Consider the following 17,033-nt stretch of genomic DNA (forward strand, 5'->3'; position numbering starts at 1 on the left):
TGGTTATTAAGATATGTCAAAGAAGAGAACCATGCCAAACGAGCCAGATGAAATGCCGGTAAACCCGGAGCGGCCGGAGATCAGGCAGCCTACGGACCCCGGAGAGCCGGAAATGCCCGAAGAAGCGCCGGAAAATATCCCGAATGAAATCCCCGATACTGAGCCAAGCCAGCCTGAAGTGGACCCGGATGAGTTTGAAAAGTAAGGGAATAATTTACCGCTCATGAATCATTGCAACTAATTGCTTGCGATGGGTGGCCGTGCTTTTAATATTTTGGAACATGCATGATATAACCTAAACTATTTAAATTGCATCATGAAAATAGCTACGTATAACGTAAATGGTGTAAATGGGCGCCTGCCTGTTTTACTCCGCTGGTTAAAGGAAACATCCCCTGACGTTGCCTGCTTGCAGGAACTTAAAGCTCCACAGGAAAACTTTCCGGAGCAGGCCATACTTGATGCAGGTTATAAAGCCATCTGGCATGGCCAAAAAAGCTGGAACGGCGTTGCAATACTGGCAAAAGACAGGGAAATTACAGAGGTATGCCGCGCACTTCCCGGCGATCCGGAAGATGAGCATAGCCGTTATATTGAAGCACTTGTTGATGGTATTACCATTGGCTGCCTGTACCTGCCTAACGGCAATCCTGCACCCGGACCCAAGTTCGATTATAAATTAGGTTGGTTTGAACGCCTTAAAATTCACGCAGCCGGTTTACTTGCTGCTGATAAACCGGTTATATTAACCGGCGATTATAACGTAATGCCTACCGAGCTCGATGTTTATAAACCCGAGCGCTGGGTAAATGACGCGCTCTTTCGCCCTGAAACACGCGAAGCCTTTAAAACACTGGTAGAACAGGGCTGGACGGATGCTATCCGCAAAATTTATCCTACCGAAGTGATTTATACCTTTTTCGATTATTTCCGCGATGCCTACGGCCGTAACGCCGGTTTACGGATCGATCATTTTTTACTGAGCCCTCACCTGGAAAAACGTCTGGTAGCTGCAGGTGTAAACCGGGATGTACGAGGCTGGGAAAAAACAAGCGATCACGCACCGGTTTGGATTGAACTGAAGGATGATGAATGAGTTTAAGAATTGAAGACTTACGAAGTTTTTAAAACTTCGTAAGTCTGGTTCAAAACTTGTTGCGCTTACCTCCGCATACCAATGTTTTCGTGTACCCATTTGGCCTCTTCTTCCGGGGTTACTTTATCAATGGTACTGTTTACCCTGCTAAAAGTAGCCCCGGGGAAATCATAAGGTTTGCTATCGTCAAAAAACGGACCGACAACGCCAAGCATCCACCCGTTTTTAGCAGCCCAGTGGGGTGGGTTTACACGGTATTTAAACACCTCGTAGTGGATAAAATTGTTTCTGCCGTCAAAATCAATGGTAACCCGTTTAATATGTTCAATTTCGTCGGGGCAGGCATCCAATTCGGTAGGGAACTCCAGCCATTGGGCCAGTGAGCTTTCCGCCCCTTTAATAAGCGTAAGGTATGCCTCCGGGAACAAGTGTAATTCCTCAAGTTCTTTTAAATACAAAAAGGTGTCGTAGCGGGTAAGCAGATTTTGGGCAAAGGGCAAAACATCTTCGGCGGTTAAACCTGCAGACGCTTCCGCCTTTTTATAAAGTGGTAAAATCCTTGCTGATCGCTCCAATTCAAGTTTCTTCTTTTTCTTCTTAACATCAAATAACCTGAAAGCCGCAAATGCTATAATAAAAACTATAATGGTAATGACAATAAGCGTGGTTAGATCCATAATGCAATGAATGTAAGCTTTTATACGGACGAATATCAAATTTATCGTGTTACCAAAGTAAAATCGACACTTAACGTTTTAACCAGCGCCGGAGTAGTTGCAGTTAAGGCCCTGTTATTCTTATTGATAGCGCTATTCATGTCGCCATCCTTTAGGCTGTAACTTTACTCCCGACTGCTTCCACAGCCGGGATTTTCAATGATTTTCCCTGCGCCAGTAATTCGGAAGTGATGGCTCGTGTATAGGTTTTGATCTCGTTCTGGAATTCGGTAACGGATGCTCCTGAACGGATCTCTTCCAGACGTTTTTCCCATGTTCCGGTAAGTTCGGCCTGGGCTATCTGCTGATTTTTTACTACCTCATAAACGGCAATGCCGGTAGTTGTGGGTACCAGGTTTTTCTTTTCCCTGATAATATAATTGCGTTTAAGCAGGGTTTCGATGATGGCTGCTCTTGTTGCCGGCGTTCCGAGGCCGCTATCTTTCATGGCATAACGCAGCTCTTCGTCGTCAATCTCTTTGCCTGCCGTTTCCAATGCCTTAAGCAGGGTGGCTTCGTTGTATAGTGGCCGGGGTTTGGTTTGCTTTTCGAGCAGGGCTTTGGCTGTTATCGGGAGGTTTTCGCCCTGGGTTACTTTAGGCAGCGTTGCGTTCTCTTCGTCCTTTTTGTCGTCTTCCTTATCGTTAAATACAGAACGCCAGCCGGCAGTATGGATCACCGTTCCGCTGGCGTTGAATTTAGCGCCCGATTGCACCACAATTTTTGTGACTTCCTTAATACAATCCTGATGAAATGCTTCGAGCATACGGCCGGCCACCATGTCGTAAACAGCTTGCTGATCAGGCGAAAGCTGGTGCGGGTTTTCGCCGGTAGTAAGCACGGCGTGGTGATCTGTTACTTTTTTTGCATTTACACTTCGTTTGTTAAGCGTAGCGCTGCCCAACGCAATGGCTTGTTTGCCAAACAGCGGATGTTGTTCCAGCTTTTCAATCAGTGCAGGCACGCCTGCAAAAACATCGTCGCCTATATAGCGGCTGCCGGTACGGGGATAGGTAACCAGTTTGTTTTCGTAAAGGTTTTGGAGGATGGTAAGGGTTTGATCGGCGGTGAAACCTTTGCGTTTGTTGGCTTCCTGCTGCAGACTGCTCAGGTCGTGCAGCAAAGGAGGTGGTTCTTTACGTGGTTTTGCTTCTACCTGTAAAATATGACCGCCCTGCGGAAAGCCGCCTTCAATATCCTGTACCTTGTCAAGCACGGCCTGTGCTTCATCTTTTGTTTTATAATTTTCGGCAGATATCGCTTTAAATACCTGCCCGTCTTTATCGGGGTGAATGCTTACCTGGTAAAATGTTTCGGGTACGAAGTTTTTGTTTTCCAGGTACCGAGAACAGATCATGGCAAGGGTGGGGGTTTGCACCCGGCCTAATGAAAGTACCGCGCCACGGATCCCCGATGAAAGACTAAGTGCCTGCGTGGCGTTCATACCTACCAGCCAGTCCGACTGGGAACGGCAATGGGCCGAATTGAACAGTGTATCATAATCGCTGCCGGGCTTCAGGTTACGGAAGCCCTCTTTGATAGCCTCATCAGTTTGCGATGAGATCCAGAGCCTTTTAAAAGGCTTTTTGCATTTTAAGTAATAGTAAATATAGCGAAAGATGAGTTCCCCTTCGCGCCCGGCATCCGTTGCTACAATGATCTCAGTGGATTCATCAAATAGCTTTTGAATGGTATCCAGTTGTTTTTTTACTGTTGGATCATCCACCAAACCATCCTTGGTTTTTACTTTACGAATAGAGAGCTTAAACTTTTGAGGCAGCATCGGCAGGTGCTGAACGCTCCAGCCGTAATAACCATACTCCTGCGGGGCGGCAAGCTGCAGCAGGTGACCGAAAGCCCAGGTAAAGGTGAAACCCTTGCCTTCAATATAACCGTCTTTCTTTGTAGTTGCCCCAAAAACTTTGGCAATTTCCCTGGCTACAGATGGTTTTTCGGCTATAATAACTTTCATAAATGTTGTTTCCCGTGCCCCGGTTTAGGCCGGTTGCTGCCAATACGGGCGTCGAAAGTATGAATTTAGCGAGGCCTGTGCAAGGTTTGTTGGTAACATTGTGCGGCCCGACAGGTTAAATGCCGTTGGCAGTGGTCAGTAATTCTTTATCTACACCGGCAATTATTTCACTAAATACAGGTTCGGCATTGATGTAACCTTCAAGTAGTTTAAACTGGTTTTTAGCCCTGATCAAATTATGCCCTTCATATTGTGTACCATAATAAATATCGTTATTTAAGAAATCTGTTAAAAAACGGAGGCCCTGCATATAGATCATTAGTTTGCCCGAAAAGGTGAAATACTGTTTTTCAGTTTCAGTAAGGATGTTGCTCATTTCACTCATATAACCTTTATATATCGCTCTGAAAAAATCTGTCCTGATGATAATCTTATCCAGATCTTTTTCCTCTTCGTTGGCGGGCGACAAATAGGTACGCATCATGTCGCCAACATCACTTAAATAATAGCCGGGCATTACTGTATCAAGGTCAACAATACATAGCGCGTTTTGCTCTTTGTCAAACAGCACATTATTTATTTTGGTATCGTGGTGGATCACCCGGAGCGGGATTTCGTTATTGGTTGTAAATAGGTTATAGGTATGCAATATGTTGATATGATCATCAGCAGCTTTTACTTCCTTAGCTGCCTGTTCCAGTTTTCGGCGTTCGGCTGTTTTTAAAGCCTGTTCAAACTGTGCAACCCGTAATTTTAGATTATGAAAATCCGGAAGCGTGTATTCGAGTTTGCTGATGTCAAAATGATTTAACAAACGGGTAAACCGGCCAAACTGCACCGCGGCGCTATAGGCTTCCTTTGTATCCTGCAAAAAGTTTACTGTATGTGACCCTTCAATAAATGGGAAAAGCCGGTAAAACTTACCGTCGGCGGCTTGAATGATCGATTTCCCGTTTTGATTCTTTAGCGGGGCTACAAATAAATAACCTGGCTTGTGTTTATCAAGATACTCTTTGATTAGTACAAGGTTGCTGTCGATATGATGGGGCCTTTTGAAAACAGCGACGTTGATTTGCTGAAGAATATAGGAATGGTTAGCACCACTTATTTTATAAGTATAGTTTATTAAACCCGAACCAAAAGGCCGGATATGGTATTCAGAAACGTTTAATCCAAAATTTATAAGGATATCATCAAACATATTATAGACGTTAACTCATCAAACATAGCTAATTTCATAAACGATAGCCATGCGCAAACGTTTGAGTGTTTTTTTGTTTAGGTTTATTTTTTGTTTTCAACCAGTTGCGATTCAATGATCACCTTGTAAAAGGCGCTTGGTTCATTGCCGCCGGTACCCTGGTGGTGCAGCAGGTCCATCAAAATATCAGTTGCTTTTTGTCCCTGTAAATATGGGAATTGTTCAACCGAAGCGGCGGGAATATTCTCCATATAATTGATTAGCGGTAAATTGGCATAGCTTACAAATTCAAGATCCTTATTGATCCTGATGTTTAGTTTACTGGCATGTTTAATAGCAAAAAGTGCTACATAATCATTAAAGGTTACTATAGCGGTTGGTTTGCGTTTGCTGGCCAATAATTCATCTAACGCTTTCCTGGTGCCTTCTTCGGTAAGGTCGCACGAAACTATGAGTGAAGGGTCATATTTAAGCCTGTTTTTGGTCATGGCTTTGATGTAGCCCTCTTTACGCTCACCGGTAGCAACCATGGTTTGCGGCCCGTTGATCATGCCTATTGCCCGGTGACCTTTTTTTAGCAGGTAACTCACTGCCTCAATGGTGCCGATTTCCATATTGCAGGCTACATAATGGATGTTGGGTATAGCCGGGATCCTATCGAAATAAACTACCGGGATATTGTATTTTTTTAAGTTTTCAAAATGCTGGTACGAGGAGGTATTTTTCCCTACCGATACAAGCAGGCCATCAACCCGGTGGTTTTTCATTTTTTCAACCAGCTGTTTTTCCTTTTGCTCATCATCATGTGATTGTGCCAGCAATACGGTATAATTTTTTTTATAGGCAGTATCTTCAATAGCGCTTATGGCCGAGGAGAAAAAAGCCTCCGAAAGCTCGGGTAAAATGACCCCGATGGTGAGGGTTTTGCCCTTTTGCAAAAAAATAGCGGTTTGGTTAGGCTCATAGTTTAACTCGCCGGCCAGCTTTTTAACTTTCGCCCTTGTGGTGAGTCCTATGCTCGGATGATCATGCAAGGCCCTTGAAACTGTAGAAACCGAGATGCCTAATATTTGTGCTATCTCTTTTATAGTAGTTGGCTTTGTTTGCATTAATTACGGGCTAATGTTGTTTTTATAGTTAAAGTTAAGCGATTATTATGAAATAGCTTGTATTAACTGCATTGCAAACGTTTGCGTGGCTAAATCATCGGTTTGCATAGGTTGGCCGGTTAGTATAGTGGAGATTTGAATATTGGCAATGCCATATAGTCCCTTTTAATTTTATTTAGAGAGCCTCGCTTATCTGCAATAAAGAAATAATCGTTTAGCAGGCATATTTACCTCCAATTTTAGAAGCCGAAGTCATCAACCCATAATGTTTGATAAATATCTGTTTTTCAATTAATGCCAGTTAAGGGATAATTATGCCCATTTTTCAAACGTTTGCGTTGAAATTGAAACATTTATTTTTTCTTAAAGCCACTAATGCGAGTACATTTATGAAACGATACTTGTGTTATAACCCAATGATGAAGAAAACCGTTATAATTTGTCTTTCAATATTGTTTATTTGCATAGGAAATAGAGCTGCCATTGCACAGACGGTACACATTGATGCTTCAAAACTGCGTCATGTTATCCCTTTTGGTGGTAATGCCTGGGTAAGCGCGCCGGATACTATAACCGATGAAGGTTTGATTGGCCTGAGAAGCATAAAATCAACCTGTAATATTTATTTCAGGGTTAGTGTTGCACAGGACCTTGAGCTTGCGCTGGTGGTACGGGTACCGCAGGGGAACAGTACGCTGCTGGTATCGGCAGGAAAAAATGCTGTCGTCAAAAAAATAAGCAACACAAGCTTTGATACTGTCAGTTTTGGGAAGGTTCACATCAGTCGGCCGGGTTATGTAAAGATCAGTTTAAAAGGCATCAGTAAAACCGGGACTGTTTATGCAGATGTATCTGACCTGGTAATTACCCTGCAAAAGCCGGATAATGATATTTCATATGTTGCAAAAGGCAGCTCATTTCATTTTGGCAGAAGGGGGCCTTCTGTGCATTTACGCTACCCAGTCCCCACCGACAAAGAGAATAAAGTAAAATGGTTTTATAACGAGATTATCGTGCCCAAAGGCCAGGACGTGATAGGCTCTTATTTTATGGCAGATGGTTTTGGAGAAGGATATTTCGGTATGCAGGTAAATTCCGCAACCGAACGAAGGGTGCTATTTTCAGTATGGAGCCCTTTTAATACTGAAGATCCGAAGAGTATCCCGGATAGCATGCGCATTAAACGGGTTAAGAGTGGCAGTAATGTGCATATAGGTGAGTTCGGGAATGAGGGCTCGGGAGGCCAAAGTTATATGCGTTTCCCATGGAAAGCCGGGCAAGCTTACGCCTTTTTGCTTAGCGCCGAGCCGGATAATGCAAAATACACAACCACTTATACCGCATATTTTAAAGATGTAACTGCCGGGAAATGGTTTTTAATAGCCAGCTTTACCCGCCCGCAGAAGGCCACTTATTTAACTCATTTGTATTCGTTTGTGGAAAATTTTGAACCTGAAAATGGCGATAAGATCCGCAAAGCTTATTTTACTAACCAGTGGATAGGTGACAGCGAAAACAACTGGCAGGAGCTTACCCATGCCATTTATACCGGCGACGCTACGGCTAATGCCAACTATCGTAAGGATTATGCAGGAGGAAAGGAAGGCGACAAGTTCTTTCTTCAAAACGGAGGTTTTTTTAACAATTACGTACCGCTTAAAACTCCGTACGATCGCAACGCAACAAAGCAAAAGCCTGTAATTGATTTTGAAAAACTCCCTAATAAATAAGCCCCAAAAACCTCAATATTATATATGGAAAGAAGACAATTTTTGAAAACCAGCGCGATTGCGGCAGCCGGTTTTAGCATTTTACCGTCAGGAAGGCTGTTTGCATCGGCACCTGCGAAAGTCCGTTTAGGTTACATAGGCGTAGGTGCCCGCGGCATGAGCCATATTGCCGAAGGTTTGCTTCGCGATGATGTGGAGATCGTTGCCATTTGTGATACACAGGAAAGCTCACTGAAGATTTGCCGCGAATACATCGCCAAAAAAGGCCATGCCCCCGTAAAGGAATACACCGGCGGACTGGATGCTTACAAAAAACTGCTCGACCATAAAGATATCGATGCGGTAATTATTGCTACGCCATGGCAGTTTCACCACCCGCAGGCTATTGATGCCATGAAAGCCGGTAAATATGTAGGCTGCGAGGTAATTGCCGGTCTTACGGTTGAAGACCACTGGGACATCGTTAATACGTCTGAAAAAACAGGTATCCCATACATGACGCTTGAAAACGTTTGTTATCGTCGTGACGTGATGGCAGCCTTGAACATGGTGCGCCATGACCTGTTTGGCGAAATCATCCATTTAGAAGGCGGATATCAGCATAATTTAAGAGGAGTATTATTCAATAACGGTAAGCAATATTACGGTGGCGGCGTTGAGTTTGGCCCTAAAGCCCTGAGCGAGGCCCAATGGCGTACGCAGTTCAATATCGATGTGGATGGCGATATCTATCCAACTCACGGTGCAGGCCCATGTATGCACTATGCCAATATCAATGCAGGTAACCGTTTTACCAACCTGGTATCGTTTAGCACTAAAGCAAAGGGTTTGGCAGCATACGTAGAAGAATTATCGCCCGGTCACCCGAACGCTAAGATCAATTACAAAAACGGAGATGTAACTACTACCATGATCAACTGTGCCAATGGCGAAACCATAATGCTGAGCCATGATACGCACCTGCCGCGCCCATATTCATTAGGTTTCAGGGTGCAGGGTACTAAGGGTTTGTGGATGGATGTAAACAAAAGCGTGTATATCGATCATAAATCAAAAGAAGATGACTCATGGGATCCGGCAAAAGAATGGTTTGATAAATATGACCACCCGCTTTGGAAAAAATACGAAAAATTTGCCGAAGGTGCCGGTCACGGTGGTATGGACTGGTTTGTGTTTAACGCCTTTGTTGAATCAGTAAAGCAAAAACGCCAAACACCTATTGATGTTTATGATTCTGTTACCATGAGTGTAATTACGCCTTTATCAACAAAATCATTAAAAGAAGGTAATGCCAGCATAGCGTTTCCTGATTTTACCCGCGGTAAATGGAAAGAGCGCAAAAATACCTTCGCGCTTGATGACAGCGGCTTTTAATTATCGTTTATATTTTTTGCATGTTTTGTGTAAAGCCCGGCCAAAAGCCGGGCTTTATTTTTTTAAACAATCATAGCTGCCCCTGGCTCCGGCACAGCGGTAGCTTTTTAGTGTAACCCCTGTTTTTTGTATTTAGTTGATTATTAGATATTTATATATGAATAATTGAATTTGTGTTAACCCTGTTAACCCCCTTGTCCGCTTATGCTAACTGCTATGAGCGCCGGCCGGGCAGTGGCGAGCGTGATTGTAAATGATATTCCAACGCGCTTATAATCAAATTCTTCAGACTTAATCCTCAAATAGGCAGAATCCATAAAATTGATGCCCATTTTATCCCTCCCATTACCTGTTTAACGCGCTGAACGCCTCTGAAAATTAAGTTTTCTCACTGCAAAATACTTTGAATCAAACGTTTGCGTAAGCCTGTTTTTACCCAAAGCAAACGTTTGCGCTGTGTTTGGAGGGGCGATTTTTTGCTTTCAAAATCCTGTATCTCTAATTTCCAATATTCAAAAACAAGGCTAAATCACAACAAAAAACTAACAATTAATTAATACTAACACCCACCACGTATGATTAAAATTTACTCAAACCCCGATCAGGGCTTCAGCAAACACATTTATTTAAGGAGGCAGATCAATGGCCTTTTTAAGTTGATGTGCTGTTGCCTGCTACTATTATTGCCGGTACTTGCCAACGCGCAAACAATAATCAACGGTAGCGTAAAAGATAAAGACGGTCCTGTAATTGGTGCTACCGTTACCCAAAAAGGTGTCAAAAATACCACTACAACTGATGTCAACGGTAAGTTTAAAATTACATTAAAGGGCAATTCAACAGTGTTGGTTGTTTCTTATGTAGGGTATAAACCACAGGAAGTATCGATTAACGGTTCTTCAGACGTTACTATCACTTTACAGGAGGACCTTAATAAACTGAACGAAGTAATAGTAGTAGGTTACGGTACCGTTAAAAAAGGAAATATAACAGGATCGGTTAGTTCAATAAAAAGTGATGACCTTACACTTGGTGGTACAACTACTAATATCGGTCAGGCCATTCAGGGTAAAGCAGCCGGTGTGCAGGTACAACAGGCCAGTTTTGCGCCGGGCTCAGGGATTAATATCACTGTAAGGGGTGGCAACTCTATCAATACATCAACCTCTCCTTTATATGTAGTTGACGGTTTTATCAGCGATAATGGCAACCAGGTTAACCCTAATGACGTCGAAGATATCCAGGTATTAAAGGATGCTTCTGCAACAGCCATTTATGGAGCAAGGGGCGGTAACGGCGTTGTTTTGATCACCACCAAAAAAGGAAAAAACGGCAAGGTTTCTTTGGATGCCGATATATCAGGCGGTACGCAATATCTAAGGTATAAGCCGGATCTGTTAACCGGGCAGCAGTATACTGATATTCAGAATGCTACAGCTATTGAAGATGGTAAACCACAGCCGTACCCGTCAAGTTTCCAGGTGGCCAACACCAATTGGTTAAAGCTTGCAACCCGCAACGCAACAGTTCAAAATCAAAGCATCAGTTTAAGTTCAGGTGATCAGAATTCAAAGATCTATGTTGCTGGTAATCATATTAAACAGGTTGGTGTGTTGCAACATACCGGTTTTGAAAGATATACTGCAAGGATAGGAGCTGAGAAAACAATGAATGAAAACCTGAAGATCAGCGCTAATTTTTATGGTGCCAGCTCAAGCTCAACATTGCAATCGTACTCCGGCGATATAACCGCGCCATTATTTAGTTTATTGACTGCACCACCAAACGTAAAACCATATAATGCCGATGGTACTTATAATTATTACGTTACCCAGGGTACAAAGACTAACGCTTTGGCCGGCCTTTTGGAACCAACAAACAATAGCGGCAATAAATTGATTAACGCCAATATCGGCTTAGACTATAAAATAATTAATGGCTTAACTTATCATCTTACGGCCGGTACCGAATACACTCAAACTACAGCAGGCCAGTACCTGCCTACTACTACCATAGCAGGCGCCAAGCAGGGTGGTGTTGCCAGTGAGCAAACATCATCAGCTTTCAGATGGATAGTTGAAAATTACTTTACCTATAAGTTCAACATTGCTAAGGATCATGACTTCACTGTTTTATTAGGCACATCAAATCAAAAAGATGTTACCGAAGGGTTAAGTGCCGGTGCTAAAGGCTTCTCAACCGATGCATTCTTATACTACAACCTTGGTGCCGGATCATTGGTAAATGGTTATGGCAGCAGTAAGGCAGAGGCTATGTTGACCTCATATTTTACAAGGTTTAATTATGCATATAAGGATAAGTTATTAGCCTCGTTCTCTTATCGTGACGACCGTTCGTCAAACTTCGGTTCAAACAAGCGTTCAGGTTTTTTCCCCGCAGGCGCAGTAGCTTATAAACTTACCGATGATGATTTTATAAAAGATCTGAATACCTTCTCAAACTTAAAAGCGCGTGTTAGTTACGGTGTTACCGGTAATGACCGTATCCCTGCGAGCTTATATCTTTCAACATTTGGGCCTTATGGTGTAGTACTGAATGAAACCGGTAATCTTCAAACAGGGATAGAACCAAAAACATTGGCTAACCCTAATCTAAAATGGGAAAGCACCAGGCAGTTTGATGTTGGTTTGGATATGGGTTTCGCCAATGGCCGTATTAATGCAAGTATCGACTATTACAGTAAAAAAACAACCGACCTGTTAATTCAGATCCCTATAGGACAGCAATGGGGGTTCAGTAATCAGTATGTAAACGGCGGCGCTATTCAAAACCGTGGTATCGAGCTTTCTGTAAATACCAACAATGTGCGTGGTAAAGATTTGTCATGGAACAGTACGGTTACTTTTGCTTACAATAAGCAAAAAGCATTGGATTTAGGTCCGGGAGTAACCGTGATCAGTACCAATACTGCGAACCCAAGCGGTACTGTTTCCGGACAGGAATTTACAAGGGTTGTACCGGGTATTGAATTAGGTGAGCTATATGGCTACGTTTACGAAGGCGTAGTGAAAACCGGTGAAAAATATGCACCGCAGCCAAATTCAAAAGCAGGTGACCCTAAATACAAAGATGTGAACGGCGACGGTAAAATTACCCCGGACGACCGCACTTACCTGGGCAACTCTAACCCGCATTACATGGCAGGTTTTGGTAACGATTTTCATTACAAAGGCATTGATCTGGGGATATTCTTCCAGGGCGCATTTGATTATTACCTGTACAACATGAATGCCATGGTATTAGAGTCAACTACAGGTGTAGCTGGATTAAACAGGTTTGTTGCAGGTAAAAACGAAAATACCTCTATCCCTCGCGAAGGTTATTATCTAAGTACTTACGGCAGCTATGTAAACTCGCGCTTTGTTGAAAATGCTTCTTATGTACGTTTAAAATCACTTACACTGGCTTACAACTTCCCTTCATCATTGTTTCAGCACCTGAAAATTTTACAGGGAATAAGGGTTTATGCGGAAGCACAAAACTTATGGACAATTACGGGCTATAAAGGTACCGACCCGGAAGTTAACGTACATTCTGGTGCTACCGGTGGCGGTTTAGACTTTAACTCGTTCCCGGCATTCAGAACGATAACATTCGGTATTAAGGCATCTATCCATTAATGAAATTATCCATTTAGGGGATCAACAAAATTTTAGTCAAAATGAAAAAATATAATATTCTACTCTTAGCAGCCGCGGTAGTTACACAGTTTTCGTGTAACAAAACCAACCTCGAGCCTAAAATATACAGCAGCTTAACAAGCCAAAACGCATTCTTAACCAAGTCTGACGCCATTGCAGCGGTTAACTCAGTCTATGCCCGCTTAAAAGGTCCGGCGGTTGGTGACAATTTTGATTATTGGACGGTAAGGCACTTCGCCCTTACCGATTTAACTACTGATGTAGGCCACTGTAGCTACGCCGGCGACCCGGGACAACTGTCACTGGTGCAATGGAACTCGGCCAACGGTTTGATAGCTGAAGATTACAGGCAGATCTATAAATTGGTGGCCAACGCCAATAACGCTATCTATAATATTTCGGCAATGAAAAGTATTACAGATGCCCAGAAAAATCAGTTTTTAGCCGAGATGAAATTTTTACGTGCTATAGCTTACTCTGACCTTACTGATGCCTGGGGACCGGTGATCTTAACTACCGAAAAAGATATAGCCAATCCTGATTATAAGGCTCAAACTGCACCAAGCCCTGTTGCGGATGTTGACGCGCTGATGATCAGCGACCTGCAAAATGCAATCAATGTTTTGCCTAAAGATTACACAAAAAGTGATATCTACACAACTAACGATGTTGGCCGGGCCACTAAAGGTGCGGCGATGTTCCTGCTGGCTAAGGTTTATTTGCGTGAGCACCAATGGCAAAAAGCGGCCGACCTTACAAAACAGGTAATGGATTTGGGTATTTACCAGTTATATCCAACTTATGAGGGTTTGTTTAAAGAATCAAACACCTGGTGTTCTGAAAATATCTTCTCGGTATTAAGCGATGCTAACGTTAACGGAACAGAGTTATTGAACCACTTCGGTCCGCTAAGCCATCCGGTGTTAACCGACAGGTGGCAGTACTACGCTGTAACCTGGGATTTTTACAACAGCTATGGCGATGAGGATGACCGTAAAAAGATGTTCTTCACCCAATACCAGGGCGTCGACGGCTTAACCCACAAACAAGCCCCTTCGCAGGGCGCTACCGCTCCGGATGGAGTATTGTATATGCCGGATGTTGCAACCATGAAGTATGCCGATCCAAATGGGGCCAACACTTACTATGATGGCCATAGTGTGGATGTTTTACGCTATGCAGATGTGTTATTAAGTCGCGCCGAAGCTTTAAACGAATTGAATGGTCCAACCGCAGAGGCTGTTTCATTAGTAAACCAGGTTAAAGGCCGCTCACATGCCAAATTATTGGTGCAGGCTAATTTGACCCAGGCAACTTTCCGCGATGCATTGTTACAGGAACGCGGCTGGGAGCTATATTATGAAGGCAAAAGAAGGGCCGACCTGAAACGCTTTGGCAAATATGATGTGATCGTGAACGCCTATCTGAAACGTGTTGGCCAAACCAATACCGTACAGTTGCCGCGCGACGAGTATTTCCCATATCCGCTTAACCAGGTTAACATCAACCCCAAGCTGAATAATGCGGGCAGGCAGCAATAAGCATACAATTCAAATATTAGTAAAGAGTATACAGCCTTCAATGGGTTGTATATTCTTTACTGTTTAACCGGTATTACAAAATTAGTGATGAAGGATTGGTTTAAAGTTTTAGCGAAGGGGCTGTTGATTTCAGTAATTTGCGGATGTTCAGGCGGCAATCTTATAAAAGAAATTCACATAGGCCTGTATAATAATAACGAGCTAAAAATTAAGCTTGATGTTATGACCAGCAAGCCCGTTGATCTGTACGCCGAATATTGGATAGAAGGTAAGCAGCCGGTTAAATACCGGTCGACTGCTACCGCCAGCGGCACGTCACATAAGCTTTTGCTTTGTAATATTTTGCCTGATACTACTTATTCCTACCATATTGTAACTGTAGATGGCGGCGATACAGTTGTTAGTAAGCCTCATACGTTCAAATCGCACCAGCTACCGTTGTTTTTACAGGAACAGTTTCATGCAAAAACTGCTGCAAAAGCAATACTGCCGGTACAGTTTAATGACGGCTTAATGCTTATCAACAAACGTTATGCGCCTGGTGTGGCGTTTTTGGTTGATGCCAAAGGGCAAATCAGGTGGTACCACATGATTGACAGGTTGGGTTTTAAAGTGATCAATTTTACCAGGGATAAAACCCTGCTCTCTATTTTAGGCCGCAACGATGAACCCACCAGTTACGGCAGTGAGATATTGGAGATCAATATGCTTGGCGATACCCTACTGCACCTCACCAAAGGGCAGGGCGATTTTAAGCAAACCATTCACCACGAAATCCTGAAGAATGATAAAGGCCAGCTGGTAACCATTTTTGTTGATCAGAAAATTATGGATCTCACATCTGTTGGAGGTAGTAAACAGGATTCCGTTAACGGCGATGGTATTATGGTGATGGATAAAACCGGCAGGCAGGTTTATAAATGGAGCGTGTTTGATGTAATGGATCCGTTGAAAGATCCAAAAATCCTGAAAACAAAAAAGGACTGGATGCATGCCAACAGTTTAAATTATGATGTTGATGGTAATTACCTGATGTCATTTTATAATAACGGACAGATCTGGAAAATAGATAGCAAAACCGGTAAAGTGATTTACAAATTTGGCCAGGGGGGGACCATCGCCATGCCTGCCGACTGCAACTTTACCCAGGCCCACGCTGCCCACATTAATAAGCAGGGAAACCTCATGTTTTTTGATAACGGGGTAGAGAAACACCAGTCGGGTGTATATGCTATGAAGATTGATGAAAAAAATCAAACCTCAACCATTGCCATGCACATTAAACTACCTAAAGAAATTTTTAACGGACGTATGGGCAGTGCCTATATGATCAATGATACAATCACATTGGTATGTTGCTCCAAAAGGCATATTGTGGTGCTGGCAAATGATAAAGGCGTTTTGCAATGGACGATGGAAACATCGGTGCCAACTTACCGTGCAGGTTTTATAAAATACGAACAGCTTGATCCATATTTAAAACCATAGATCATTAAAAATGAAAAAGAAATATCAATATATAACTTTCCTGTCGCTATTATTTGCTTTGGCTAACGCTATGCAATTAGTATCGTGCAGTGGGAGCAGGGCCGAAGAGGCGGATAAGGCTGATTCGTCAGCCGTGAATAACCTGGTTGCTGTGGATACCAGCAAAATGCCCGGCGGTAAATACGGCGATGCGGTGCGTTATGGTCGCGAACTGATGTTGCATACCGCATACTATATTGGCCCCGAAGGGGTTAACGGCCATTACACCGGCAATAAAATGAATTGTACCAATTGCCACCGCGATGCAGGTACAAGACCATACGCTTTTAATTTGGTTAGGTCATTTCGTGATTATCCGCAGTACAGGGCAAGAGAGGGCAGGATTTTATCTTTGGCCGAGCGCATCAACAATTGTGTAATGCGCCCTAATTTAGGCAGGCCGCTGCCATTGGATAGTAAAGAGATGGTTTCAATCATGGCTTACCTGAAGTTTCTGAGTGATTCGTCAAACATATCTAAAACTACCAAAGGGTTAAAGAATATGGAAGTCGAACTGCCGGATGTTGCGGCATCATCAGACAGGGGCGAAGTGCTATACGCGCAAAACTGCGAGCGCTGCCATGCCAAAAACGGCGAAGGCAAAATGCGTTTTGATAATGTAACTTACGAATATCCACCGGTATGGGGATTATTGGCCTATCGCCCGGGTTCAAGTATGCACAGGGTGGTTAAACTGGCGCAATGGTTGAAGGCCAACATGCCTTATGATAAAACAGCCGAAGGCAAACCCTTCCTGACCGATGCCCAGGCGCTTGATATAGCTGCTTTTGTTAATGACGATAAAAAACATAAACGCCCGCTGCCTAAGACTACTAAGGAGGTTGATTATCCGCATTACGAAGAAAAAGCGATTGATTACGACAAAGGGCCGTTTAAAGATCCTTTTTCCGAACAGCAGCATAAATACGGGCCGTACAAGCCGATCATTGATTATTGGGAAGGCAAGGGGATTACACCGGCTATTTAGAAGATAATACCAAACCCAACTATGTCATTGCGAGGAGGGACGACGAAGCAATCTCGTAGTTATGCATCTTCGGTATGCATTAGCTACGCGATAGCCACGCTATGCTTATAATGACAT

General features: G+C 43.3%; 13 protein-coding genes. 9 read left to right on the top strand and 4 right to left on the bottom strand.

Annotation, left to right across the window (positions count from 1 at the left end):
* The first annotated feature begins 13 nt into the window (after positions 1-13).
* Positions 14-205 (top strand): hypothetical protein, encoded by a 192-nt coding sequence (locus tag FHW88_RS06270; protein ID WP_139159915.1) that lies wholly within the window; start codon positions 14-16, stop codon positions 203-205.
* A gap of 111 nt (positions 206-316) precedes the next feature.
* Positions 317-1,096, top strand: coding sequence for an exodeoxyribonuclease III (gene xth, locus FHW88_RS06275; RefSeq protein ID WP_090524720.1), 780 nt, complete (start codon positions 317-319; stop codon positions 1,094-1,096).
* Between the two features lie 65 nt (positions 1,097-1,161).
* On the opposite strand, the gene FHW88_RS06280 is transcribed toward xth, so the two are convergent.
* Positions 1,162-1,773, bottom strand: a complete 612-nt coding sequence (locus tag FHW88_RS06280; protein ID WP_090524723.1) for a hypothetical protein — start codon at positions 1,771-1,773, stop codon at positions 1,162-1,164.
* A gap of 6 nt (positions 1,774-1,779) precedes the next feature.
* Between FHW88_RS06280 and FHW88_RS06285 the strand changes: the two genes are divergently transcribed.
* Positions 1,780-1,935: a hypothetical protein gene (locus FHW88_RS06285; RefSeq protein ID WP_175489910.1), complete on the top strand. Its 156-nt coding sequence runs from the start codon at positions 1,780-1,782 to the stop codon at positions 1,933-1,935.
* Here the strand turns inward: FHW88_RS06285 and topB are convergent.
* From topB to FHW88_RS06300, 3 genes are all read right to left on the bottom strand, one after another.
* Positions 1,925-3,784 (bottom strand): DNA topoisomerase III, encoded by a 1,860-nt coding sequence (gene topB, locus FHW88_RS06290; protein ID WP_176623963.1) that lies wholly within the window; start codon positions 3,782-3,784, stop codon positions 1,925-1,927. The two genes, FHW88_RS06285 and topB, sit on opposite strands and share 11 nt — an antisense overlap.
* A gap of 115 nt (positions 3,785-3,899) precedes the next feature.
* Positions 3,900-4,985 (bottom strand): phosphotransferase enzyme family protein, encoded by a 1,086-nt coding sequence (locus FHW88_RS06295; protein ID WP_090524726.1) that lies wholly within the window; start codon positions 4,983-4,985, stop codon positions 3,900-3,902.
* A gap of 83 nt (positions 4,986-5,068) precedes the next feature.
* Positions 5,069-6,094 (bottom strand): LacI family DNA-binding transcriptional regulator, encoded by a 1,026-nt coding sequence (locus FHW88_RS06300; protein ID WP_090524728.1) that lies wholly within the window; start codon positions 6,092-6,094, stop codon positions 5,069-5,071.
* 416 nt (positions 6,095-6,510) lie between these two features.
* Here FHW88_RS06300 and FHW88_RS06305 point away from each other — a divergent pair, with 416 nt between their 5' ends.
* The 6 genes from FHW88_RS06305 (at position 6,511) to FHW88_RS06330 (ending at position 16,916) form a co-directional block, all read left to right on the top strand.
* A complete protein-coding gene (locus tag FHW88_RS06305; protein ID WP_175489911.1) occupies positions 6,511-7,824 on the top strand; it encodes a DUF3472 domain-containing protein in 1,314 nt (437 codons plus the stop codon).
* A 24-nt stretch (positions 7,825-7,848) separates the two neighbouring features.
* Entirely contained in the window at positions 7,849-9,198 is a 1,350-nt protein-coding gene (locus FHW88_RS06310; RefSeq protein WP_176623965.1) for a Gfo/Idh/MocA family protein, read from the top strand.
* 575 nt (positions 9,199-9,773) lie between these two features.
* Positions 9,774-12,839: a SusC/RagA family TonB-linked outer membrane protein gene (locus tag FHW88_RS06315; protein WP_176623967.1), complete on the top strand. Its 3,066-nt coding sequence runs from the start codon at positions 9,774-9,776 to the stop codon at positions 12,837-12,839.
* 41 nt (positions 12,840-12,880) lie between these two features.
* Positions 12,881-14,401 (top strand): RagB/SusD family nutrient uptake outer membrane protein, encoded by a 1,521-nt coding sequence (locus tag FHW88_RS06320; RefSeq protein WP_176623970.1) that lies wholly within the window; start codon positions 12,881-12,883, stop codon positions 14,399-14,401.
* 87 nt (positions 14,402-14,488) lie between these two features.
* Positions 14,489-15,889, top strand: a complete 1,401-nt coding sequence (locus FHW88_RS06325; protein ID WP_176623972.1) for an aryl-sulfate sulfotransferase — start codon at positions 14,489-14,491, stop codon at positions 15,887-15,889.
* Between the two features lie 10 nt (positions 15,890-15,899).
* Positions 15,900-16,916, top strand: a complete 1,017-nt coding sequence (locus tag FHW88_RS06330) for a c-type cytochrome (protein WP_218117132.1) — start codon at positions 15,900-15,902, stop codon at positions 16,914-16,916.
* The last annotated feature ends 117 nt before the right edge of the window (positions 16,917-17,033 follow it).

This window comes from Mucilaginibacter sp. SG538B, assembly GCF_013376065.1.
Classification (GTDB): Bacteria; Bacteroidota; Bacteroidia; order Sphingobacteriales; family Sphingobacteriaceae; genus Mucilaginibacter; species Mucilaginibacter rubeus.